Origin of the sequence: Pustulibacterium marinum (assembly GCF_900116665.1) — a bacterium.
Taxonomy (GTDB): Bacteria; Bacteroidota; Bacteroidia; order Flavobacteriales; family Flavobacteriaceae; genus Pustulibacterium; species Pustulibacterium marinum.
The window spans coordinates 85,389-109,605 of the sequence record NZ_FPBK01000005.1 but is presented as its reverse complement, the minus strand read 5'-3'; the positions used below and the strand labels follow the sequence as shown (position 1 = coordinate 109,605).

Annotated in this window: 20 protein-coding genes; 19 read left to right on the top strand and 1 reads right to left on the bottom strand. The window is 35.5% G+C overall.

Annotated features, from left to right (window positions below; genetic code table 11):
* The first annotated feature begins 7 nt into the window (after positions 1-7).
* The 19 genes from BM383_RS08905 (at position 8) to rlmN (ending at position 22,910) form a co-directional block, all read left to right on the top strand.
* Positions 8-1,090 carry a bifunctional 3-deoxy-7-phosphoheptulonate synthase/chorismate mutase type II gene (locus BM383_RS08905; RefSeq protein WP_093024784.1) on the top strand — a complete coding sequence of 361 codons (1,083 nt, stop codon included), beginning with the start codon at positions 8-10 and terminating at the stop codon, positions 1,088-1,090.
* Between the two features lie 122 nt (positions 1,091-1,212).
* Entirely contained in the window at positions 1,213-2,880 is a 1,668-nt protein-coding gene (locus BM383_RS08900; RefSeq protein ID WP_143106384.1) for a hypothetical protein, read from the top strand.
* A 195-nt stretch (positions 2,881-3,075) separates the two neighbouring features.
* Positions 3,076-6,324: a S41 family peptidase gene (locus BM383_RS08895; protein ID WP_093024782.1), complete on the top strand. Its 3,249-nt coding sequence runs from the start codon at positions 3,076-3,078 to the stop codon at positions 6,322-6,324.
* A 364-nt stretch (positions 6,325-6,688) separates the two neighbouring features.
* A complete protein-coding gene (locus tag BM383_RS08890) occupies positions 6,689-7,483 on the top strand; it encodes a hypothetical protein (RefSeq protein WP_093024781.1) in 795 nt (264 codons plus the stop codon).
* Between the two features lie 146 nt (positions 7,484-7,629).
* The gene (locus tag BM383_RS08885; protein WP_093024780.1) at positions 7,630-8,241 is read left to right on the top strand and encodes a hypothetical protein; all 612 of its coding nucleotides are present in this window, start codon (positions 7,630-7,632) and stop codon (positions 8,239-8,241) included.
* 899 nt (positions 8,242-9,140) lie between these two features.
* A complete protein-coding gene (locus BM383_RS08875) occupies positions 9,141-9,776 on the top strand; it encodes a hypothetical protein (RefSeq protein WP_093024778.1) in 636 nt (211 codons plus the stop codon).
* A 475-nt stretch (positions 9,777-10,251) separates the two neighbouring features.
* Positions 10,252-10,800 (top strand): GRAM domain-containing protein, encoded by a 549-nt coding sequence (locus BM383_RS08870; RefSeq protein ID WP_093024777.1) that lies wholly within the window; start codon positions 10,252-10,254, stop codon positions 10,798-10,800.
* A 70-nt stretch (positions 10,801-10,870) separates the two neighbouring features.
* Complete coding sequence (locus BM383_RS08865; protein ID WP_093024776.1) at positions 10,871-11,326, top strand: hypothetical protein; 456 nt, start codon at positions 10,871-10,873, stop codon at positions 11,324-11,326.
* Between the two features lie 245 nt (positions 11,327-11,571).
* Positions 11,572-12,522: a ribosome small subunit-dependent GTPase A gene (gene rsgA / locus BM383_RS08860; RefSeq protein ID WP_093024775.1), complete on the top strand. Its 951-nt coding sequence runs from the start codon at positions 11,572-11,574 to the stop codon at positions 12,520-12,522.
* Between the two features lies 1 nt (position 12,523).
* Positions 12,524-12,976 carry a D-aminoacyl-tRNA deacylase gene (gene dtd / locus BM383_RS08855; protein ID WP_093024774.1) on the top strand — a complete coding sequence of 151 codons (453 nt, stop codon included), beginning with the start codon at positions 12,524-12,526 and terminating at the stop codon, positions 12,974-12,976.
* A 3-nt stretch (positions 12,977-12,979) separates the two neighbouring features.
* Positions 12,980-13,624: a TatD family hydrolase gene (locus tag BM383_RS08850; protein ID WP_093024773.1), complete on the top strand. Its 645-nt coding sequence runs from the start codon at positions 12,980-12,982 to the stop codon at positions 13,622-13,624.
* Positions 13,621-14,334, top strand: a complete 714-nt coding sequence (locus BM383_RS08845; RefSeq protein WP_093024772.1) for a tRNA threonylcarbamoyladenosine dehydratase — start codon at positions 13,621-13,623, stop codon at positions 14,332-14,334. The genes BM383_RS08850 and BM383_RS08845 overlap by 4 nt, the downstream gene beginning before the upstream one ends.
* A 51-nt stretch (positions 14,335-14,385) precedes the next feature.
* A complete protein-coding gene (locus tag BM383_RS08840) occupies positions 14,386-16,278 on the top strand; it encodes a DUF3857 domain-containing protein (RefSeq protein WP_093024771.1) in 1,893 nt (630 codons plus the stop codon).
* Between the two features lie 12 nt (positions 16,279-16,290).
* The gene (locus tag BM383_RS08835; protein ID WP_093024770.1) at positions 16,291-18,234 is read left to right on the top strand and encodes a transglutaminase family protein; all 1,944 of its coding nucleotides are present in this window, start codon (positions 16,291-16,293) and stop codon (positions 18,232-18,234) included.
* 9 nt (positions 18,235-18,243) lie between these two features.
* A complete protein-coding gene (locus tag BM383_RS08830) occupies positions 18,244-18,570 on the top strand; it encodes a nucleotide pyrophosphohydrolase (protein ID WP_093024769.1) in 327 nt (108 codons plus the stop codon).
* A 161-nt stretch (positions 18,571-18,731) separates the two neighbouring features.
* Complete coding sequence (locus BM383_RS08825; RefSeq protein WP_093024768.1) at positions 18,732-19,958, top strand: 3-phosphoshikimate 1-carboxyvinyltransferase; 1,227 nt, start codon at positions 18,732-18,734, stop codon at positions 19,956-19,958.
* A 110-nt stretch (positions 19,959-20,068) separates the two neighbouring features.
* Entirely contained in the window at positions 20,069-21,118 is a 1,050-nt protein-coding gene (queA, locus tag BM383_RS08820) for a tRNA preQ1(34) S-adenosylmethionine ribosyltransferase-isomerase QueA (protein WP_093024767.1), read from the top strand.
* A gap of 256 nt (positions 21,119-21,374) precedes the next feature.
* Positions 21,375-21,779, top strand: coding sequence for a Bax inhibitor-1/YccA family protein (locus BM383_RS08815; protein ID WP_394331589.1), 405 nt, complete (start codon positions 21,375-21,377; stop codon positions 21,777-21,779).
* An 87-nt stretch (positions 21,780-21,866) separates the two neighbouring features.
* Positions 21,867-22,910, top strand: coding sequence for a dual-specificity RNA methyltransferase RlmN (gene rlmN / locus BM383_RS08810; RefSeq protein ID WP_093024765.1), 1,044 nt, complete (start codon positions 21,867-21,869; stop codon positions 22,908-22,910).
* Between the two features lie 60 nt (positions 22,911-22,970).
* On the opposite strand, the gene BM383_RS08805 is transcribed toward rlmN, so the two are convergent.
* Positions 22,971-24,080: a T9SS-dependent choice-of-anchor J family protein gene (locus tag BM383_RS08805; RefSeq protein WP_177229095.1), complete on the bottom strand. Its 1,110-nt coding sequence runs from the start codon at positions 24,078-24,080 to the stop codon at positions 22,971-22,973.
* Positions 24,081-24,217 lie beyond the last annotated feature (137 nt).

The following is a 24,217-nucleotide window of genomic DNA, read 5'->3' as shown; positions in this document are numbered from 1 at the left end:
GAAAGAAATGGAAAATTCAGCAGCAATGAGAACATGGTTAGATGATTTAGGCTTAGATCATCCTTTAGTAATTGCAGGACCGTGTAGCGCGGAAACGGAAGAGCAAGTTTTAAAAATCGCCAACGAGCTTAAGGATACCGATGTAAATTATTTTAGAGCAGGAATTTGGAAACCAAGAACCAGACCAGGAAATTTTGAAGGAGTAGGAGCTCTTGGACTAAAATGGTTGCAAAAAGTAAAAGCTGAAACTGGGATGAAAACAGCTACTGAAGTAGCCAACAAAGACCATGTGAAATTAGCTTTGGAGCACGATATTGATTTATTATGGATTGGAGCACGTTCTACTGTGAGTCCATTCATCATTCAAGAAATTGCTGATGAATTAAAAGGAACCGATAAAATTGTATTGGTGAAAAACCCTGTAAACCCAGATCTTTCTTTGTGGTTAGGAGCTATTGAACGTTTGTATACAGCAGATATTAAAAATTTAGGAGTGATTCACCGTGGATTTTCAACTTACGAAAAAACAAAATACCGTAACATTCCAGAATGGCAATTGGCTATTGAATTACAACAAAGATTTCCAGATTTACCGTTGATTTGTGATCCATCGCATATCACAGGAAAAAGAGATATGATTTTTGATGTATCGCAAACAGCGTTGGATTTGAATTACGACGGATTAATGATTGAAACACATTTTGATCCGGATAATGCTTGGAGTGATGCTGCACAACAAGTAACGCCAACAACGTTGGTTCAAATTATGCAAGATCTTCGTATTCGTAAAGAAACTGATGAAGCGAAAGAGTTTAACAGCAAAATTGCAAACCTAAGAGCACAGATTGATGTGATTGATAATACATTGATAGATACTTTAGGAAAACGAATGAAAGTAGCTAAAGAAATCGGGTCTTTGAAAAAAGATAAAAATGTGGCGGTTTTACAAAACAACCGTTGGAACGAGATTTTAGGAAAAATGATTCTAGAAGGAGAGCAAAGAGGATTGAGTGAAGAGTTTGTATTAAAAATGTTCAAAGCCATTCACCAGGAATCTATAAATCACCAGGAGAAGATTTTAAAAGGATAAATTTCCTGTATGATAAAAAGTAAAAAAAGCCGGTCGTTTTTGATCGGCTTTTTTATTTGTAACAGTTTTTAAATAAAAAAGTATTATTATTGCTTGAACAAATTTATAAACAACCTAATAAAATGAAAAAACTACTGTTTATGGTGGCAATGGTATTATTGTCATCTACAGGGTTCATGAATGCCCAACATCAAATTGAAGACCTTCAACTTACTTATGGAGAAGAACTAGACAACGATGGCTACAAGATTCTTAAAATCTTTGGCGAAAAGAACGATAAGATTTTTGCTTTAGCATTAAAAGGTAAGAAGGATTTTGCTTTAAAAACTTTTGACTCAGAAACAATGCAGATTATAGGAACTTATTCTATTGAGTTTCCAGAATTAAAAGATAAAGATCTTGATTTTGAAGAAATTTACATGCTGAATAATAAGATCTATGCCTTAGGAAGTGTGTATTCTAAAAAAGAGAAAACGTATAGATTAGTAGGAACTGAGCTTTCTGAAGAAGGTGTTCTTGGAAATGGAGTTATTCTTTTCGAATCTACAGTGGATAAAAATTCACAGCGAGGAAGTTTTTATTACAAGAAAGGCGTAAATGAAAATGAACTTTTAATCATGCACACTTCTTACTTCAAGAAAGAAGATGCATTCAAGTATGAGCTAAAACTTTTTAATGACAATATGGAAGAAGTCTTTTCTGATATTGACAAAGTTCAATTTGATGATAATAAAAAAGATTTCGACTTCAATATAGCTGATTTTGAAGTAAACTTCAATGGAGATGTTTTTCTTGTAACTAACGAAAGCTATAGAGATAAGAAGAAAAAGGAAAAAGTAGAAAAATTCCAGGTTTTTGCTTACAAAAGAGAAAAAAGTTATGCGAAAGAAGTTATTGATATTCAAGTAAAAGATAAAGAGATTATCAATTGCGAATTAATGTCTACCAATCAAAATACATTGAAATTGGTAGGTTTCTTTTCATCAGTTAGAGAAAGTGGAAGAGCCAATCGTAACCTGAGAGGTGTTTATGAAGGAACTATTGATCTCACTGGTGCAACTGAACCTGACATGCATTTCAATGATTTTGATTATGAAACTAAAGAAAAACTTTTAGGAGAAAGAAAGGCTAAGAAAGACAAAGATTTAAAACCTTTATATAGAATTCACTCTTTGATAGAGAAAGAAGATGGTGGGTTATTAATTCTTTCTGAATATGCTATGGTTATAATAGGTGACAAGTCAGGTATTGGACCTCTTGGTGTAAGACCTATTACCTATGTGACTAATGAAATTATTGTTACATCTTTAAATCCTGATGGTTCAATTGCTTGGACCAATGTTGTAGCAAAAGACCAAGATGCTACCGTAACAGAACTATCTTTCAATATTTTCTTTATTGGAAGTTCGGGTAATGTTGCTGTAGGAGCAGGTTTTGCAATTCCTCTTACTACTATGGGTAAAGGTCCTGAGTATTTAAGTGCTATTCCTATGTATGAAGATGGTAAACTGTATGTTTTGTTTAATGATAACAAAAAGAACATGGGTGTTACCGATATGGATGAAATTAAAAACATGGGGAACTACAACAAAGCAATCCCAACACTGTTTATTTTTGACGAAAACGGAAATTTAGAAAGAAAAGATCCGGAAGAGATTCTTAAAAATGAATTGGTAATTAGACCTGGAGTATTCTATAGAAAATCTCCTAAAGATTATATCATTTATGCTTCTAGAAAAAGAGAAGATAAATTAGGAAGATTAAAACTAGAAGCGGAAGCTTCAAAGTAATATTAGTTTAGTTAGTAATCAATGTAAAAGGCTCGCTTGTGTAAGCGAGCCTTTTTTATTTTAGAAAATGAACTTCAGTTTGAATAAAAATTACATTTCTTCTAAAAGTTGACCAATAATGGAAATTTTAAGAAACAAGATTGTAACAATACCACCGATTTTTTGTCAGTTTAAATAACAAAATTATCAGCAACCATGAAAAAAGTACTAACTACGCTCTTTGCCATTGGAGTTTCCATGAGCATTTGGGCGCAAAAAGAAGCTAAGTGGCTTCAGTACCCTACTATTTCTCCCGATGGCAAAACTATTGCGTTTAGCTATATGGGTAACATCTATAAAGTCCCGGCATCGGGTGGAAAAGCCATTCCATTAACGGTAAGTTCGCATTATGACATGCGTCCGGTATGGAGTCATGATGGGCAAACCATTGCTTTTGCCAGTGACCGCTATGGGAATTTTGACGTATATACCATTGCTGCCGAGGGTGGTATTCCTCGCAGAATCTCTTTTCACAGTGCCAACGATTATCCCTATGATTTTACGGTAGATAATGCACAAGTATTGTTTGGTAGTGGAAGAAATGCACCTGCGGCAAGTGTTCGTTTTCCGGGAACGCGCTATTTCAATAACTTATATACCGTTCCTGTGGAAGGAGGTAGAACCTTGTTGTTAACAGCTGCAGGCGCTGAAGAAGCACATTACAATGCAGACGGTTCGCAATTGGTTTTTCAAGATAGAAAAGGATATGAAGACCCATATAGAAAGCATCATACGTCGGCAGTAACCAGAGATATTTGGATATATAATGTAGCCGATGATACCTACGAACAAATCAGCAAGTTTGAAGGTGAAAACAGAATGCCTGTGTTTAGTAAAGACGGCAATTCAGTTTATTATTTGAATGAAAAAGACGGAACGCAGAATGTATACAAACAATCTTTAAGTGCTCATACCGAAACGCAGCTTACTACTTTCAAAGACTTTCCGGTACGTCATTTAAGCATTGCCGATGATGGTATGTTGTCCTTCACTTGGAAAGGAGCGTTGTACACTATGAAAGATGGTGGCGCGCCAACCAAAGTAAACGTGCAAGTAACTACAGATGCCGGCTACCAAGTACTAGAACGCAAAGGAATTTCTAGCGTTACGGAGTTTGCAGTGAATCCAAACGGTAAAGAAATTGCGTTTGTGAACAGAGGAGAAGTTTTTGTTACCGGAGTAGATGATTCCAGAACCAAAAGAATCACCAATACGCCGCAGCAAGAACGTATGATTACTTGGTCTCCAGATGGAAAATCGTTGTTATATTCTGGGGAGATTGAAGGAAGTTGGGATGTATACGAAGTAAAACTCAACAGACCCGAAGAAACGTATTTCTATGCGGCTACTACATTAGACATCAAACCGATTATAGCTACAGATGCCGAAGAATTTCAAGCTGAGTATTCGCCAGATGGTAAAAAGATCGCATTTATAGAAGAACGCAACATCTTAAAAGTATTAGATGTCAAATCAGGTAAAAAGACGACCATCCTTCCGGAAGGAAGAAACTATTCCTATAGCGATGGCGACTGGGGATATCACTGGAGTCCCGATAGTCAATGGTTGTTGGTAGACGATGAAAAAGGATATGTGTTCAGTCAAAATACAGCCTTGATCAAAGCAGATGGTTCCGGCAAAATTCAACATCCTATCAACAGTGGATTTGGAGAAGGCGGCGCTAAGTGGGCTTTAGACGGAAAAATGATGACCTATGTGAGCAGCCGAGAAGGTAGAAAATCGTTGGCCAATCAAGGTAGTACCGAGGTAGATATTTTTGCAGCGTTCTTTGACCAAGAAGCCTATGATCGTTTTATGTTGTCCAAAGAAGAATTCAGTTTGTTGACCGAGAAAGAGAAAAAAGAAGAAGAGGAAAAGCAAAAGAAAGAAGAGGAAGAAAGTTCTAAAAAGAAAAAGAACAAAAAGGATAAAAAGAAAGACGAAGAAACCACGCCTTTACAACTCAATTTAGAGAATTTAGAATATAGAAAAGTAAAGCTAACCATCAATAGTTCTAGTATTTCAGATTATGTGATCAGTGAAGATGCTAGCAAAGTGTACTATTTAGCTTCTTTTGAAAAAGGATTTGATTTATGGGTGACCGAACCTCGTACACACGAAACTAAAATATTAGCGAAGATGGGCGGATCTCCATCCGGCATTGAAGTGAGTGACGATGGCAAAAGCTTGTTTATTAGCAACCGCGGTAGTTTGGTAAAAGTAGATGCTGAAAGTGGTAAAACCGAAAGCATTAAAATAGATGGCGATATGGAAGTAGATGCTGCTGCCGAGCGCCAATATATGTTTGACCACGTATACCGTCAAGTGAAGAAGAAATTCTATGACCCTACCATTCATGGTATTGATTGGGATATGTACTATACCGAGTATGGCAAGATGCTTTCACACATCAACAACAATTATGATTTTCAGGTGTTGTTAAGTGAATTCTTGGGCGAGCTAAATGCATCGCACACCGGGGGAAGATTTTACCCAAGCAGTAATGGCGATAAAACGGCCTCTTTAGGTTTGTTGTATGATGAAACCTATACCGGCGAAGGTATCAAAATTACCGAAGTACTTTCAGGAGGAGTTTTAGACAAGGCTTCCAACAGTATTGCCAAGGGAGATGTGATTACCAAAATCAACGGAAAAACCATTCCGGCAGGGGAAAATTGGAATCAGTATTTAAACAATATAGAAGACAAGAATACCCTATTAACCATCAAGAGCGGTGCTAAAACTTTTGAAGTTACCGTAAAACCAGAGCCGCTATATGTAGAAAATAACTTGATGTACCGTAGATGGACCAACGAAATGGCTGCTATGGTAGATTCTTTGAGCAACGGTACATTGGGCTACGTGCATGTAAAAGGGATGAACGATAGTAGTTTCCGTGATGTGTATGAAAATGCCCTAGGGAAAAACCTTGAGAAAAAAGCATTGGTTGTAGATACCCGCTTCAACGGTGGTGGTTGGCTGCACGATGATTTAAATACGTTCTTAAGCGGTGATTTGTATTTGCAATTTGCTCCACAAGGCCACAAGGTAAAAGGAGGAGAACCTATGAGCAGATGGACAAAACCTAGCATTGTGGTAATGAGCGAAGGTAACTATTCCGATGCCTTTATCTTCCCATATGTGTACAAGCAAAACGGTATAGGTAAACTGGTAGGAATGCCTGTTGCCGGTACCGGAACGGCTGTTTGGTGGGAGCGTTTAATAGATCCGTCTATTGTGTTTGGTATTCCTATGATTGCTACTATTGGTGCCGAAGGTGTACCTACCGAAAACATGGAACTAGAACCAGATGTGAAGGTGGCTTTGCCATTTAACGACTTCTTAAATGGTGATGATCCACAGTTACAAACAGCTGTGAACGAATTGCTAAAAGAAGTAGAATAAATAGTGATAACATGCCTTGGTAACTCATTATAAAATTGGTTGCATTCGTCCGTTTGAGTGATTTTGTATAGCAAAGCAGAACAAAATTGTATCGAGAACCGAATCAACCTAAAAAGCAAATAGTAGTACCATAAGCATATAGTTCACAAATACACTCAAAACCCTGACAAGCATACCAAGCGCGTCAGGGTTTTTTGTTGGTTAGGGTGGGTAATTGGTTAGCAAGTGATTTCCTCAATAAGTATCCTGAAAAAAGAGGGTTTTGGTTGCTACTTTCTCTATGTCAATTAGTTGTAAATAAGGAGGTGTAAAAGTAATTGTATTTTTTCCTATCTTTAAGTCAACACCTTAAAAAAAATATATTATGAAAGAAAAAGTACTTACCGATGCTTCTGTGTGGTATGAGGTTACCAATAACCTAACCTCTATGATGGCTTTTGATTATGAGATTCAAGTATCTGAACATACCTTAGTAATGCTAGGTTATAGCTATACGCAGGTAAAAAATGACCAAGAATTAGCTAATTTGCATTATGCTATTGAAATGGTATTTCATATGCAAGAAGAAGCTATTTATTTACAAGGCAGACCTTTTGAGTATTTTTTAAAACCTATTATGGATATTAAAATAAGTGATAAAGATTTAGACTATTATGTAGAACTGCTAGCAGATTATATAGAACATACGTACGAAGAATTACAAGAAGTACCTAGTACCCCTTCTAATATAGAAGAAATATTACAAGCACATACCCTTCAGGCAGGTATCTACAAAAAACTATTGTTTCCTGAAGGAGCCTCTACCACTACAACGTCCCACTTTAGTACACTGGCCATGACCAAAAACTTTGCGATAAGAGAAATGAACAAAGTACTAAGTTATGGGTTTAATTTTTTTCCGCAAATGCATGATCTACCATCTTATTCTGATTTGTATGTAAGCTGCCTCGATGCTTTGTTTAGGTATACTGCAATAGAAAACACGCCTATTACAGAAAACGACATTCATTTGCTATACAATATGCTCTATTTTAAAGGAATGGATTACTATTGGACAAAAGACCCCAAAATGAAAAAGCTTATGAAAATGGCACAGCTAGACCATTTATTGTATTCTGAAAAAGAAAATTACCACCAAAAGTTTATGAAGGGTAAATAAAAAACATGCTAGAACCTATAGTTAGTTTTCAGCGGTACATTGTATTTTAGTAGTTTAGAACTTCAACCTTTATGAAAACATGGTGTAGTTTCTTATGCCTTGGTGTTTTTTGTTTAAGTACCGTTTACGCACAATCAACTGTTATCATGAGTACTTTAGATCCTTTATTACCTTCAACAGCATCAAAAACTAGGATCAAAATCAATGAATCTCCTTATATGCATTTGGACGATACTGTGATACTCAACAAACAGGCAACAGCAGTAGATACGTTGTACTATTATCCTAAAGGAAAAGTAGGTCAATGCTATAAAGCACTTTGTCATGTGCCTACTAAAGCCATTATAACATTGAATCTTAATGATTGTTGCGCTGGATTTTTAGTGTTTAATAGAACCGAAAGAGTGCGAGATGAGTGTAGTGTAGCGTTTGTAAACACAACTACCCATAACAAAATAGTTACAGTAGGTTTTACCAGTAATGTGGTGCCTGCAGGAGCTACAGTGGTATTGCAAGATCACAATAATAGTTCATTACATTCTGATGTAGTAACCATACAAGTGGATGATTTTGAATTGACAGATGCCAATGATGCCATGACTCCTGCCAAACTTTATCATGCATTTGAGAACAAAGAGTGGGAACATCAAAAAGTATCCATAACCCATACGTTACCTATAAACCATGTGTTTTTACAAAAGGAATCGCTTAAAATTATCATTTCAGATACAAAATTGAGTATAGGCAACCCACGTTAGTTAAGGGTGTTGAGGTACCATATACAGCTTACAAATGTGCATGAATAAAAGCACTAAAAATCCCTTTTTTAGCAGTAAACTACTGTTGGTGAGTTGGTTTGAACTGCTTGTTGATACGGTAAAAGACGCTCCAAACCCTTGTAACTACAAGGTTTGAAGGAATTTTCACTTTTTTTTCGTCTTTTGTAAAACATATTTAAAAATTTTATATATTGAAAACAGTAAATCATTGATGCATAATGGTTTACTCCCACTTCCAAATCAAACCACCAAAGTAACGCACTGCCCCGTGTTACAATAGGATGCTTAGAAGAACCTACCATAGCATCCGCTTGGTACCCTTTATTCAATTTCTAGCGCAAGAAATTGATCTATATATATGTAAAAGTCGTGTGCACAAACATGCGCATCAATTCCCCTATTTTTTTGTGGTGTAAAGCCCCATAGATGGTGATGCAGACCCTTTTTTTGAAGCAAAAGGAAGTCTACTTGACCGTCAAACCAGTTTACGAAGCCGATAAATACGTTTACTTGGTCAATAAGTAGATAGGTTTGACGGCTAAGGAAACATACTTGACGGATAAGTAGATAGGTTTAACGCTCTCGTTAACTGGTTTGACGGTCTCGTTAACTGGTTTGACGGTCTCGTTAACTGGTTTGACGGTCTCGTTAATTGGTTTGACGGTCTCGTAAACAGGTTTAACGGCCAAATATGTTTGCAATTCCATCTGATAAGCCACAAAAAACCATACGTATAGAAGCTTTTTTTAGAAGCTTGCAGTGCTTCTTATGCCTTTTTTAAAGGTGTAGGACATAGTGTATTTTGCACTAATTGAAGAAGATATTTTTATCTTATATTTTTAAAAATCAATATGTTATAATTTAATGCTAAAGAAATTATGATTTACAAAGTTATTATTAATTATTCAAAATTGGGCGACAAAGCGCTAGGACAACTAGCACCAGATGTTTTAGGAAAATTAACCGGAAATTCTCATTTTACTTTTGCAGAGGGTGAACTTACTGCTTTTGAAGAAGAGATTAATACCTACCTTTCGCTGCTAAACACTACAGGGCCAAAAGGAGTCCGCATCAATACCGATGAAAAGAACGGCGCAAAGAAAAAAGTAGAAATACGTATGAACGAGCTGGCAAGAGAAGTAAATGCTCAAGGATACAACGATCTTGATGTTTTACTTACAAGTGGTTTTACCATGGCAAAAATACCGGGAGATGTAGATCTAGGTTTTCCAAAATCTATTTATGCCACGCAAGGCAACAATGCAGGCACCATAGATGTATCAGTCCCTGCCAATAACAGAAAGTCGTTTACCAATTTTTATTATACTGCAAATCTGGAAGAAAGCGATGTCAACAAAATGGAAAGTAGAACCAGTACTACTACCAAAATAGCGCTCACAGGATTGGTGAGTGGTTCCAAATACAAGATCATGGCTGCCTACAAAGGAACCGATAGGTATAACAAACTATACCCAACGCAGTATAGCCAAAGTATTGTTGTAGTAGCACCCTAGTAGAAACAAGCAATAACCCAACGTATTGATAGCAATACTGTTGGGTTTGCTTTAGGTGTAGGGTGTTTTTTTTAAACGATAAAGGCAACCTACGGTAAAAGTGTTAGGATCTTGTTGCTATAACTAGGTTTTATGATGTTTTTCACAAGTCGTGTAGCGGTTTGTGGAGGTGTACGGTTATAAAACAGATACCTTAGAAGTGTAAGGCCCACTTTTTTGGTATTCTTTTTCATAGGTTTAAACAATAGGCCTTGCAACCCAGTGAGATTATGATACTCATTGGGTTTGCTTTTTTGGGTTGTTTGTGGAGGATAGCGTTTAGTCAATAGCTTTCTATGGAAAAACGAGTACATTGCTTAGTATGTATAAAATTGAATAAAGTTTGTACAATAAATCAGAAAAATACTCAAGAGATATCCTTGATTTTGTAAGTAAAATAGTCTATTTTGTGAGTCTACAATAAAGAAAATTGATCATGGAAATTGGAGCAACTACATTAAAACATAACTGGAAAGTAAGACTGATATCAATTTTCCTATATGGAGTTCCGTATGCAACCTTGTTATCGTTATTTGAACTCATAGGCGGAGAACCATTTGGTGCGTTTTGGAAGTTTGCTGTACAAGGCCTTCTCTTTGGAGTGTTAATGACGTTTACGATGTCATTAGCAGCGAAAAAATCTGTTAATTCAGCTTCTAAAAAACTAACAGAAGAGGTAGCCGCTACTTTATCAACCACCGATGTTATTGCACTAGAAGGTCCGGCAAGTTTATTCAAGGGTGCTGTAGCCATTGGTGGTCGTTTGTTTGTAACGCAAACCCATATTATATTCAAAGGTCATAAAGGGAACTTTCAAAAAGGGTTTACCTATATTCCTTTAGACACTGTGGCAAGTGTATCGCCCAGAAAAACATTTAAGTTAATTGCAAACGGAATCGATATCACCACTCATATGGGAGAAGTGTTTGAGTTTGTAGTTAATGACCGTGATGTTTGGTTGAAAGAATTACAAGACCGCTTATAGTACGCTTGTTTTTGTAAGTAACATACGCAACCCTTGCTGGTTTTTAGCATCTTGTGAAAAACTCAAGCATATGAAAAAACTAGTATTTCTTTTATTGGCAGTGTTTGCTATGCAAAGCTGCCTGGATGATGATGGGTGCGAAATGGCATGTTTTACAGATCCGCAACCTTTCTTTTTTGAGATCGTAGATGCCACTACCGGCGAAAATTTGTTTACCAATGGTACTTATACCGAAGCTGATATTGATGTGTACAATACACTCAACAACAACAATTCGGTAACGTATTCATTTATATCAGAAGATGATTTAAATTTGCTTACCATACATTCTATAGGTTGGGTGACCGAAACCGTAGATTTGGATATTCAACTAGCAGATGTGTCTATGTTTAGCTTATATGTCGATGCCGAACGTATAAGTGAAGACTGTTGTAGCTTTACACGGTATAATGAAGTGGAAATTACCAATACTACCTTTGAATATGATGCAGAAACGGGTATTTACACCATTTTTGTAGAACAGTAACAACAATAAAAAAATAGAAAGTTCTGATAGGTAGCCAATACCTATCAGGACTTTTTTTATGAGCTATTTTAAAAATCGGAATCACTGTGATGCAAAGTCAAAAAACGAATAGTATACGTGCTATAAAACATGTAAAACGTCATAAAACCACCGGAAACTGATAACTTTTTGCTTTTAACTGATTATATATACTAAAGTTAGCCAATAATCTTTTTACTTTGTAGTTCTAAATGTAAATATGCTTAATGACAGGACTTGTTTATAAATCTACCGGAAGCTGGTACACGGTAAAAGCAGATGATGGTGCTTTGTATGAATGCCGTATCAAAGGGAAATTCAGAATAAAAGGAATTAAAAGTACCAATCCGGTGGCTGTAGGTGATAAAGTAGCTTTTGAACTGGAAACCATAGGAGATGAAACCATTGGGGTCATCCATGAAATTCTAGATAGGAAGAACTATATTATTCGAAAATCGGTCAACTTGTCTAAGCGTACGCATATCATTGCAGCCAATGTAGATATAGCTTTCTTGTTGGTGACCTATAACAATCCGCCTACCTTCACAACCTTTATAGACAGGTTTCTGGTGACTGCAGAAGCTTATGATATCAAAGCAGTGTTGCTATTTAATAAAATAGATGATTACAATGAAGATGATTTGATGGAGGTGAAGTACTTGGCACACGTATACAAGCAAATTGGGTACGATTGCGTAGAACTTTCTGCCAAAACAGGTCATCATATTGACAAGGTAAAAAGTATGATGGAGGGTAAAGTGAGTATGTTCAGTGGACACTCGGGAGTAGGGAAGTCTACTTTGGTAAACGCCATTGAGCCTAATTTAGATTTGCGCACCGCTTCTATATCCGATCAGCATAAACAAGGGCAGCATACCACCACTTTTGCAGAAATGTTTGATATGAGTTTTGATGCCCGTATTATAGATACTCCGGGTATCAAAGGTTTTGGTATTGTAGACATAGAAAAAGAAGAATTGGGCGATTACTTTCCGGAGTTTTTCGCATTGAAAAGCGAATGTAAGTTCCATAATTGTTTGCACGTGGACGAACCCAAATGTGCGGTGAAAGATGCTTTGGAAGAAGGGAATATAGCTTGGAGTAGGTACAAGAGCTATTTACAAATTCTAGAAGGAGAAGACGAAAACTACCGAACAGATATTTACGGAGAAGAATAACATGAGAGCAGTTATACAACGTACAAAGAATGCCAGTGTAACCGTTGAAGGAAAATTGATTTCTGAAATAGAAAGCGGTTTACTTATATTGATAGGCATAGAAAACGAAGACACTCAGGAAGATATTGAGTGGTTGTCTCGCAAAATTACAGGATTGCGAATTTTTAATGATGAAAATGAGGTGATGAACAAAAGCATTACCGATGTAGAAGGAGATATTATTGTGGTGAGTCAGTTTACCTTGCATGCATCTACCAAAAAAGGAAACCGACCTTCTTATCTTAAAGCTGCAAAACCAGATGTTTCCATACCATTGTACGAAGCTTTTGTAGCACAAGTAGAAAAAGACCTGGGAAAGAAAGTGGGAACTGGTATTTTTGGCGCAGATATGAAAGTACAGTTGCTAAATGATGGTCCGGTAACCATTATTATAGATACCAAAAACAAAGAATAGCCTTTGCGGTATATAGATTTCCATACACATACAGTTGCCAAAACTGAAAAAGTATTGCGTATCTGTAATTGTTACCCATCTGATGCGGTGAAAGATCTGGAAGCTTTTTCTGTGGGTATACATCCTTGGTATATTCATGAGGATTGGGAAACACAATTAGCCCTGTTGAAAGAAAAGGCACAAGGGGAAAATTGTTATGCCATTGGTGAATGCGGATTAGATAAACTTACCGATACAGATTTTGAATTGCAAGAAGTACTGTTTAGAAAGCAAGTAGCCATTTCAGAAGCTATTCAAAAACCATTGATTATTCATTGCGTAAAGGCTTTTCAGGAAATATATAACCTGAAAAAAGAATTACAGCCTACGCAAACCTGGGTGCTACATGGTTTTGTAAAAAGTGAACAGTTAGCCAATCAAATGCTATCTATAGGATGTAAGCTGTCATTTGGGAATACCCTGCTTGAAAATTTAAAATTGCAGCGTACTTTTGCAAAACTCAACGTTACCGATTTTGTATTGGAAACCGATACAACAGAAGTGGCCATTGAGGAAATTTATAAAAAAGCTGCAATATTGCAAAAGTTAGGCGTAAGCAGTATGCAGCAGCAAATAGAACATAATTGTAAAGAAATATTTAAAAGATGAGTTGGTTAGAACGTACCGAATTATTGATCAAAGAAGAAGGAATTGAAAAGCTACAAAAAGCCAATGTGCTTATCGTAGGTTTAGGCGGTGTAGGATCTTTTGCGGCAGAGTTTATTGCCAGAGCCGGAGTGGGAAAAATGACCATTGTAGACGGGGATGTATATGACCAAACCAATATCAACAGACAATTACAAGCGCTTACCAGTACCGTAGGGAAATTAAAAACCGAAGTCATGGCCGAACGCATAAAAGATATCAACCCAAACATAGAGCTGACGGTACTTAACGAGTTTTTATCCCCCGAGCGTGCCTTTGAAATTGTGACCCCGGAATATGATTACGTGATGGATTGTATAGACAGTATTACACCAAAGCTAAACCTTATCATAGCTGCACGTAGAAAGAAAGTAAAACTCATTAGTTCTATGGGAGCAGGAGGGAAGTTAGACGCATCTAAAGTGAAAGTGGTAGACATAAGCAAAACCAAAGAGTGTCAGATGGCAAAACACTTGCGTAAACGCTTGAAAAAGGAAAAGATAAACAAAGGCGTGCGTGCGGTATACTCTTCAGAAATACAAATTCCTGAAAGTGTAAAGACTACAGATGGTAAGAATTATAAGAAATCTTTTTACGGAACTATAAGCTATATGCCAGCAGTTTTTGGATTACAGGCAGCGGCAGAAGTAATCAACTATTTAACACGAAAGTAATGTTATAGTTTTGTTAATTTGCTTATATTGCAAAGAATCAAAACGAAACCAATGAATAAGACAATAACAGCCCTAGCTATAGGGCTTTTATGCTATGTTGTGAATGCACAGGAATATCCTGTTGCTGCTATTGCTGAAGACTTAAAAGAAAATGCCGATGCCGTTGTCCGTTTAGAAAATACCAAAATAACTATTCAGGATCAACGAAACATGACTGTAGATTACAAGCGAGTAATTACGGTGCTTAATGAGCAAGGCGATTATGATATAGATGCTTATCTCTATTACAATCCAAGTATAGATATACAAGATGTAGAGGTGTTAATCTTAGATGCCTCGGGAGAGGAAATAGAGAAATTCAAAAAGAAAGATCTAGGCGATAGAAGTGTAGTAAGTGGCTTTTACGGTGACAATAGAGTGAAGTATTTAGGCTATACAGCTACTAGTTATCCATATACCGTAGTGTTTACGTATAACTATGAAACCTCCAGAACGGCTTTTTTAGATTCGTGGAATCCAATAAGTAGTTATTATTTAAGTACAGAAAAAAGTGAATTTGAAATTCATGCTCCTGCCAATTTGGGACTTCACTCAAAGGAAAGCAATCTGGAAAACTTTGCGTATGATAAACAGGAATTGGCAGATGGTTATACGTATACCGCTAACCATATCACAGCCATAAAACCAGAAGATTATTGTCCACCATCTGATAAACTGTTTCCAAGCGTAGCATTTGCATTGACAAAGTTTCATTTGGAAGGTGTGGACGGAGAAGCTTCAGACTGGGCAACCTTTGGAAAATGGATGTATGATAATCTTTTAAAAGACACCTATGACCTTTCTGATGCTACCAAAGCAAAAATGAAAGCATTGGTAGCAGATAAATCCACTACCTATGAAAAAGCAAAAGCTGTTTTTGAATATGTTCAAAAGAATACACGTTACATAAGCATACAAGTAGGTATTGGAGGTTGGAAACCCATGCTGGCTAGCGAAGTAGATAACTTAGGATATGGTGACTGCAAGGCTTTGACCAACTATACTAAAAACCTTATGGATGCTGCCGGAATCACTTCATACTACACAGTAGTAGCTGCCGGTTCAGAAAAAAAGGATATCGATGCTAATTTTACAGCAATTCAGGGGAATCATATTATTTTAGAAATACCTACTGAAGAAGAAGATGTTTGGGTAGACTGTACCAGTCAGGTACATCCATTTAATTTTATTGGTGATTTTACAGATGATAGAGATGTGCTAGTAATCAAACCAGAGGGAGGAGAAATTGTAAGAACGGTTGCTTTTCTTAACGAAGATAACTGGCAAGAAACCATAGCGCATTGTAAAATTGACACAGATGGGAATTTGATTGGTGATGTAGAGATTAAAACTTCCGGTACGCAATACGATAATCGTTTTGGTATAGAAAGAATAGATACAGATGATAAAGAGAAGTATTATAAAAAGTATTGGGATAATCTGAATCATCTTTCGTTAAACACTATCAATTTTGAAAACAACAAAGACAAAGTTGAATTTTCAGAAAAAATTTCACTGTCAGCAGCAAATTACCTAAGCTTTAGTGGTGATATGGGCTTATTTGTGCCAAATGCTTTTAATGTGATTTCCAGTACTCCAGATAGGTATAGGAATAGAACTACACCTTTATACATAAGAAGAGGTTTCTTGGATAAAGATACCTATGAAATTGAGATTCCTACAGGCATGAAGATAGATGTTCTACCAGAACCTATCACCATGGATAAAGAGTTTGGGGTATACAAAATGAGTGTTTCGCAAGAAGGTCAAAAACTCATATATCACAGAGAATATGGGCTCAAAGCAGGAACGTATCCAAAAGAAAAATATAGTGAATTCAGAAAGTTCATGAGAGCTGTGTCTAAAGCAGACGGAGCAAAAATCGTTATTAATAAAACAACCTAATTAAATACTAAAATGAAAAAACTAAGTTTATTCATATTCTTATTAACTGCCACCACACTGTTTGCGCAAGAATATGACTTTGGAAAAGTAACCAAAGAAGAATTAGAGGAAAAGGAATATGAGTCAGACCCAGATGCGCATGCTGCTATACTTCAAAATCATAGAGAAACCTATCTTGTAAGTGGTGTAGATGATTGGAAAATAGTTACCGAGATTTATAAGAAAATCAAAATTTACGACAAAGATGGTTTTGATTTTGCTACCGAAGCTGTTGATCTATACAAAAATGCAGGTACCAGAGAAACCATTAGAAAAATAAAAGCAGTAACCTATAACCTAGAAAATGGTAAAGTAGTAGAAAGTAAATTAGATAAAGATCAAATATTTGAAACCAACCTAGCTTACAGTTATTTTGAAACTAAATTTACCTTACCAAATGTAAAGGCAGGGTCTGTTATAGAGATTTCATATGAAATCAATTCACCATTCTATACAAATTTCGAAGATGTGATTTATCAGTATGATGTTCCTGTTAAGAAATTTTATACAGAGGTTCGTGTACTTAAGGGAATGCACTATAAACAAAGTGGTAAAGGAGAAGGTTTTAGCTTGCTACAAACCAGTCATGAAACAAAAGTAGATCATAGACTTGGACAAGATGTAGATGTATACCGTTTTACAGGAGAAAACATTCCTGCTTTAAAACAAGAGAGCTACGTAGATAATATAGATAATTATAGAGGAGGAATTGTTTTTGAATTAGATTATATTCAAATAGGAACATATTTTAGAAGTTATTCTCAAACTTGGACAGACGTTGCACAAAGAATAGGGAGCCAAACTGATTACAAGGATGATTTAGATAAAGCACGTTTTGTAGATGATCTGGTAGACCCAATAATAGCAGGAACAACTGATCCTGTAGAAAAAATGAATAAAATTTTCAATTATGTAAAGAAAGAGTTCACATGGAATGAGTTAGACGGAAAATATTTTTACAATGGATTGAAAAAGACAGTAAAAGAAAAGAAAGGAAATTCAGGAGATATCAATTTATTATTAATTGTAATGTTACGTTACGCTGGTATAGATGCTAACCCGGTTGTAATTAGTACCAAAGATAATATGGTTCCTTTATTTCCAACTTTAGATCGTTTAAACTACGTGATAGCACATGCACAAATAGGAGAAGAAGAATTCTTAATGGATGCAACCAGAGAGTTTAGCGAAGTGAATGTGCTTCCTGTAAATGATTATAACTGGCAGGGAATTTATATAAATAATACAAAATTGAGATGGAAAAAGATTCCATTAAGACAACCAGAACAATCTTTTGTAAGTGCAGATTTAATGTTTACCCTTTCTGAAGATGGATCAGCAGAAGGAAAAATGAGAAAGATATATGACAAACACCATGCGATGAATTTTAGAAAAGCATTTAAAGATGTGAAACTAGATGATTATTTAATGGAAATGGAAAGTGATTATGGAGGTATCGAAATATCTGACTACAAACCAGTAAATACTGATGCTTCTAATAAAAAAGCAATGGAAAGCTTTTCTTTCTTTTATGACGAAGCAGCAGAAGAAATTGGAGGTAAATTATACATGGAGCCACTTGTGTTTTTGTCAAGAACAGAAAGCCCTTTTTTAGCAGAAACAAGAGAATATCCAATAGATTTTGGATTTCCTTATGAGAGTAAAAAGAATGTAATTGTTACAATTCCTGAAGGATATGTTGTGGAGCACTTACCACAATCAAGTAAAATGGAATTACCAGATGGAATAGGTGAAGTTGTTTATCTTGCTAGTAAAACGCCAACCGGATTTAGAATTTCATACGACTTGAAGATTAATTATGCTATGGTCTCTCAGCCATATTACATACACTTGAAAGACTTTTTCAGTAAAATGGTAGAAATTGAATCAGAAAAAATAATTTTGTCTAAAGCTTAATTTAGACTTATGGATATTAAAAACGCACAACTAGACGTTGATAAATGGATTAAAGAACACGGAGTACGCTATTTTAATGAGTTAACCAATATGGCACAACTTACCGAAGAAGTTGGGGAAGTTGCCAGGATCATAGCACGCCGATATGGAGAGCAATCAGAAAAAGAAAGTGACAAGAACAAAGACCTAGGAGAAGAACTAGCCGATGTTGTCTTTGTAGTACTTTGTTTGGCCAACCAAACGGGGATAGATCTTCAGGCTGCTTTTGATAAAAAAATGGGCATTAAAACAGAAAGAGATCACGATCGTCACCATAACAACGAAAAGTTGAAATAATACCAAAGGCTTCTGCAAACCGCAGAAGCCTTTTCTTTTTCTCATAGAATTTCTTTTTTTGTTACAAATCATAACCAAAACCTAAAACTTTACTTTTCAATTGGTTTTTGAAAGTGCGATAGCTATTTTTGAAACATCTCATTTTTTAAAGTAAAACCAAAGTGAAAGTAAGCGTACAGGCAACCAAGCAGTTTTTTCAGAACGAAGTAAATATTACAGGTAGCAAATCAGAAACCAACCGTTTATTGTTGTTACAAGCGTTGTATCCGCATATTCAAATTGAAAATATTTCCAATTCAGATGATGCAGCAGTAATGCAAAAAGGATTGGCTTCTACCGAAGAATTGGTGGATATTCACCATGCCGGTACTGCCATGCGCTTTCTTACCGCTTATTTTGCTGTTCAGGAGGGTAAAGAAACTTTGCTCACAGGTTCTGCTCGTATGCAGGAGCGTCCTGTAAAAGTTTTGGTAGAAGCTTTAAAAAATTTGGGAGCGGATATTTCTTATGATAAAAATGAAGGCTATCCTCCTTTACGAATTTCAGGTAAAAAACTTACGAATGATAAGGTTACACTTCCTGCAGATGTGAGTAGTCAGTATATTTCAGCTTTGTTGTTGATTGCTTCAAAATTAGAAAACGGACTAGAGCTTACTTTAGAAGGGAAGATTACTTCTATTCCATACATTCAAATGACGTTAGCTTTACTCAATGAAATTGGGATTGGAACAAAGTTTGAAAACAATACAATTAAAGTTTTTTCAACTAAAATATCAGAAGAACCAAAAACACTGGTTGTAGAGTCAGATTGGTCTTCAGCATCGTATTATTATTCTATTATAGCATTGTCAGAAGTTGGATCACAAATAAAAATATCCAGTTACAAAGAAAATAGTTTGCAAGGTGATAGCCATTTGGCAATCCTATATCAAAAAATGGGAGTGGATACTATTTTTGAAAATAATACTGCAATTCTTACTAAAAATAGTCACGAACCAACTAACATTAGTTTTGATCTTACCAAAACACCAGATATTGCGCAGACCATAGCAGTTACGTGTTTTGGACTGGGAATTGGATGTTCACTTTCAGGATTACATACGCTTAAAATTAAAGAAACTGATAGACTAGAGGCTTTGAAAGTAGAGTTAACAAAGTTTGGGGCTGATATTCGGGTTACCGATAAAGAATTATTTTTAGAACCTTCCTCAATCATTCGTGAGAATATTGCTATTGATACTTATAATGACCATAGGATGGCAATGGCTTTTGCGCCCTTAGCATTGAAAGTTCCTATTTTGGTAAATGACGCTATGGTAGTTTCGAAATCGTACCCGGATTTTTGGGAAGATTTAAAGAAATTAGCCTTTGAAGTAAAGGAGCTTTAAAATAATTAATTACGATTTTCCTTGACAACCCCTATTTTCAGATAGTATATTTGCATCCTCAATAGTGAAATCCCTAGTGCTTTCGCATTCAAAACTTTAAAAAAACAAACATGAAGTTATCACATTTCAATTTTGAATTACCAAAGGAATTGTTGGCAGAATATCCTTCTGAAAACAGAGACGAAGCAAGATTAATGGTAATTAACAGGAAAGAAGGAACCATAGAGCACAAGCTTTTCAAAGACCTTATCAATTATTTTGATGAAGATGATGTAATGGTTTTGAATAACACCAAAGTTTTTCCTGCTAGATTATTTGGTAATAAAGAGAAAACCGGTGCTCGTATCGAAGTTTTCTTATTACGTGAATTGAATGAGGAGCAACGTTTGTGGGATGTATTGGTAGATCCGGCAAGAAAAATAAGAATAGGTAACAAACTTTATTTTGGAGAAGATGAAAGTTTAGTTGCAGAAGTTATAGATAATACAACTTCTAGAGGTAGAACTTTACGTTTTCTTTATGACGGTTCTTATGAAGAGTTTCGTTACAAATTGAATGAATTGGGAGAAACACCACTTCCTAAATACATCAAAAGAGAAGTAGAACCAGAAGACGAGGAGCGTTACCAAACCATATATGCTAAGCATGAAGGAGCTGTGGCAGCACCAACTGCTGGACTTCACTTTTCTAAACACTTATTGAAAAGATTAGAAATTAAAGGAGTAAATTTTGCTGAAGTAACGTTGCACGTTGGTTTAGGAACTTTTAATCCGGTTGAAGTAGAAGATCTTTCTAAGCATAAAATGGATAGTGAGGAAATCATTATAACGGATCAAGCTTGCGAAACAGTGAACAATGCAAAACAGAAAAAACGTAGAGTTTGTGCTGTTGGTACTACGGTAATGAGAGCCATGGAAAGTTCAGTTTCTTCAGATAGAACATTAAACCCATTTCAAGGTTGGACCAATAAATTTATATTTCCACCGTATGAGTTTAGTATTGCAGACTGTATGATTACCAATTTCCATACTCCAAAATCTACCTTATTAATGATGATTTCTGCGTTTGTAGGGCATGATTTAATGATGGAAGCTTATAAGCAAGCCATTGAAGAGAAGTATAAGTTTTATTCTTACGGAGATGCAATGCTTATAATTTGATAGTTAAATAAAAGCATAATCAATAAAATGAAAAGCTCTGCATCGTTGTAGAGCTTTTTTTTATTGATAACTATAAGTAATTTTAAATTATGTGTAGTATTTTATGTTAAAACTTGGTATATTCGGTAAGTATGTTTGAGAAATCATACATTATTTCTTGGAGTGAATGTTTACTATTTAATTTAAGTGACGTTCTCGTTTTTTTAGCTATGCAATAGAAAAGGAAAAGTCTAAAAGACTTTTCCTTTTTTTATGTGTGAAAACTGTTATTTTTCTAGCCTTCACAGAGGCTTCAATTACCAGTACCTTTTTGGTGACAGCAGGTACTTTTGGCGCAATGAGCTTATATGGTTATACGACTAAAAGCGATTTGTTATCTATGAAAAATATAGGTTTTATGGGAATCATTGGGATTATCATTGCTTCTATTGTTAATTTTTTCATGGAAAGTGAAATGTTGTATTGGATTATAACGTATGTTGGAGTTTTTATTTTTATAGGATTAACAGCATATGATACTCAGAAACTTAAACGTTTACAAGTGGAGAATTTGGAAGCAGACATGAAGCAAAAAGTAGCCGTGTTAGGAGCCTTAACGTTGTATCTTGATTTTATCAATTTGTTCCTTTTCTTATTGAGAATTTTTGGAAGAAGAAAATAACCTGCTTTTTAGTATAAATTAAAAGGGGAAACTTTAAAGGTTTCCCCTTTTTTATGAATTCCATTTTATTAGCTAATTTTGCGGTCTATGCAAAAAGCAAAAAAGGATATTAGGGCATTAACAAAAGATCAATTAAGAGATTTCTTTGTTAATAATGGAGATAAAGCATTTCGTGGAAATCAGGTGTACGAATGGTTGTGGCAAAAAGGAGCGCATTCATTTGACAGTATGACCAATATTTCAAAGGAAACCAGAGAGATGCTTGAGACAAATTTTGTGATCAATCATATCAAAGTAGACCAAATGCAACGTAGTTCTGATGGAACTATTAAAAATGCGGTTCGTTTACATGATGATTTGATTGTTGAGTCTGTATTGATTCCAACAGATACCAGAACTACTGCTTGTGTTTCTAGTCAAGTTGGGTGTAGTTTAGATTGCAGATTTTGTGCAACTGCGCGTTTAAAGCGCATGCGTAACTTAAATCCTGATGAGATTTATGATCAGGTTGTTGCAATAGATAATGAGAGCCGTTTGTATTTTAATCGTCCGCTAAGCAATATTGTTTTCATGGGAATGGGAGAACCATTAATGAACTATAACAATGTTTTAAAAGCAATAGATAAAATTACTTCGGACGAAGGTTTAGGAATGTCGCCAAGAAGAATTACGGTTTCTACTTCGGGAGTTCCAAAAATGATTCGAAAAATGGCAGATGATGAGGTGAAATTTAAACTGGCAGTTTCTTTGCATTCGGCTATTGATGAAACTCGTACATCTATTATGCCATTCAACAGTACTTTCCCGTTAGCAGATTTGCGTGAAGCGCTTGAATATTGGTACCAAAAAACAAAAAGCAGAATTACCTATGAGTATGTAGTTTGGAGAGGAATCAATGATCAACGCAGGGATGTAGAAGCTTTGGTGAAGTTCTGTAAATTCGCTCCGTCTAAAGTTAATATTATTGAATACAATCCAATTGATGATGGTGAATTTCAACAAGCGAATTCAGAAGCTATTGATATGTATCAGAATATTTTACAGAAAAATGGGATTACAGTTACTGTAAGAAGATCAAGAGGAAAAGATATTGATGCAGCCTGCGGACAGTTGGCAAATAAATCAAATTAAAAAAAGCTGCTTGAAAGCAGCTTTTTTTAGTTGGGGAACTAGAATAACTAAAATCAGTTATTAACTTTTTACTATTTTATAAGAACTCACATTTCCTTCAGAAGAAACAGTTACATAGTAGATACCTCTTTCAAGATCTGCAATGTTAATACTGTTTTCAAATTCATTCAGATGGTCTGTTGTGAGCGTCATTACTTGTTTTCCTACTTGATTTACAATTTGAACTTGATCAAGGGATTCTTTAGATTTTATATGAAGAAAATCAGAAGCAGGATTAGGATATATTTCAAACATACTATCTTTAAAAACGTCATTCGCCAACGAGGTGTCATTTCCTGTAGAAAAAGACCAAGTAATAACATCTATAGCGTCTCCGGCAACATTTGTAGGAACTACTTTCCAGTAATAGTTGGTGTCGTCTTCACAATTATTCATTGTGTAAGATGTTTCACTAATGGTTCCTATATAATTTAATTCTGTAGCACTTTCTCCAAAATATATTTTATAATAAGAAGCAGGATCGCCCGTTGTAGCGGCACTCCAGCTCATGTCAATGGAACCTACCGTCATTGGATTATTTACAACAACATTTGTTTCAGTATCATAAGGTGTTGGGTTTTCAGCTGCTTTAGGAATGCTCATGTTACCAGTTACATTAATATCATCTAAATACCAATAATCTCCATTTTGCTGTTCCATTACAAAAGCTATGTAAATATTTTGGCCAGCATATTCAGAAAGATCTATATAATATGGATTGAACACCGCCGCTTGCATATCACTTTCATAGTATGTAGCAATAGTAGTAAAGTCATTGGTGTTAGTTTGGCTTCCGTTAGAAATTCTTATAGTATAAACACTTCCGTTATCAGCAGTGTCAAAATCCATTTGGCGAAAAGATAAGTTGTAACTGTCTCCATCAACCATAAACTGTGGAGAAACTAACCAATCTTCAGAAGTTTCAGGGCTTACATCCTCAGGCTCTAGAAAAGCGTATTCGCCGGTATCGCTAAAAGACCAGTTTTTTGCTGTTCCAGCACCGTTATCACCTATAAAACTTACCCAACCTTCTGGAGTGTCTGAAGTTCCACTATTAAATTTTTCAGGAAATTGAGCAAACAAGTAACTTGTAGCACACATCAACAGTATTAATAAAGTACTCTTTTTCATAGCTTTTTTATTTAAAAGTAGCTGATTCATATATGTAGTAATGACACTTTAAAATTCTTTAACGCACTATTCATAAAGAATTCCTAAAAAGAAGTATCAAAAAAATTTGTACGTTTGTAGTTCATTCACAACAGTTC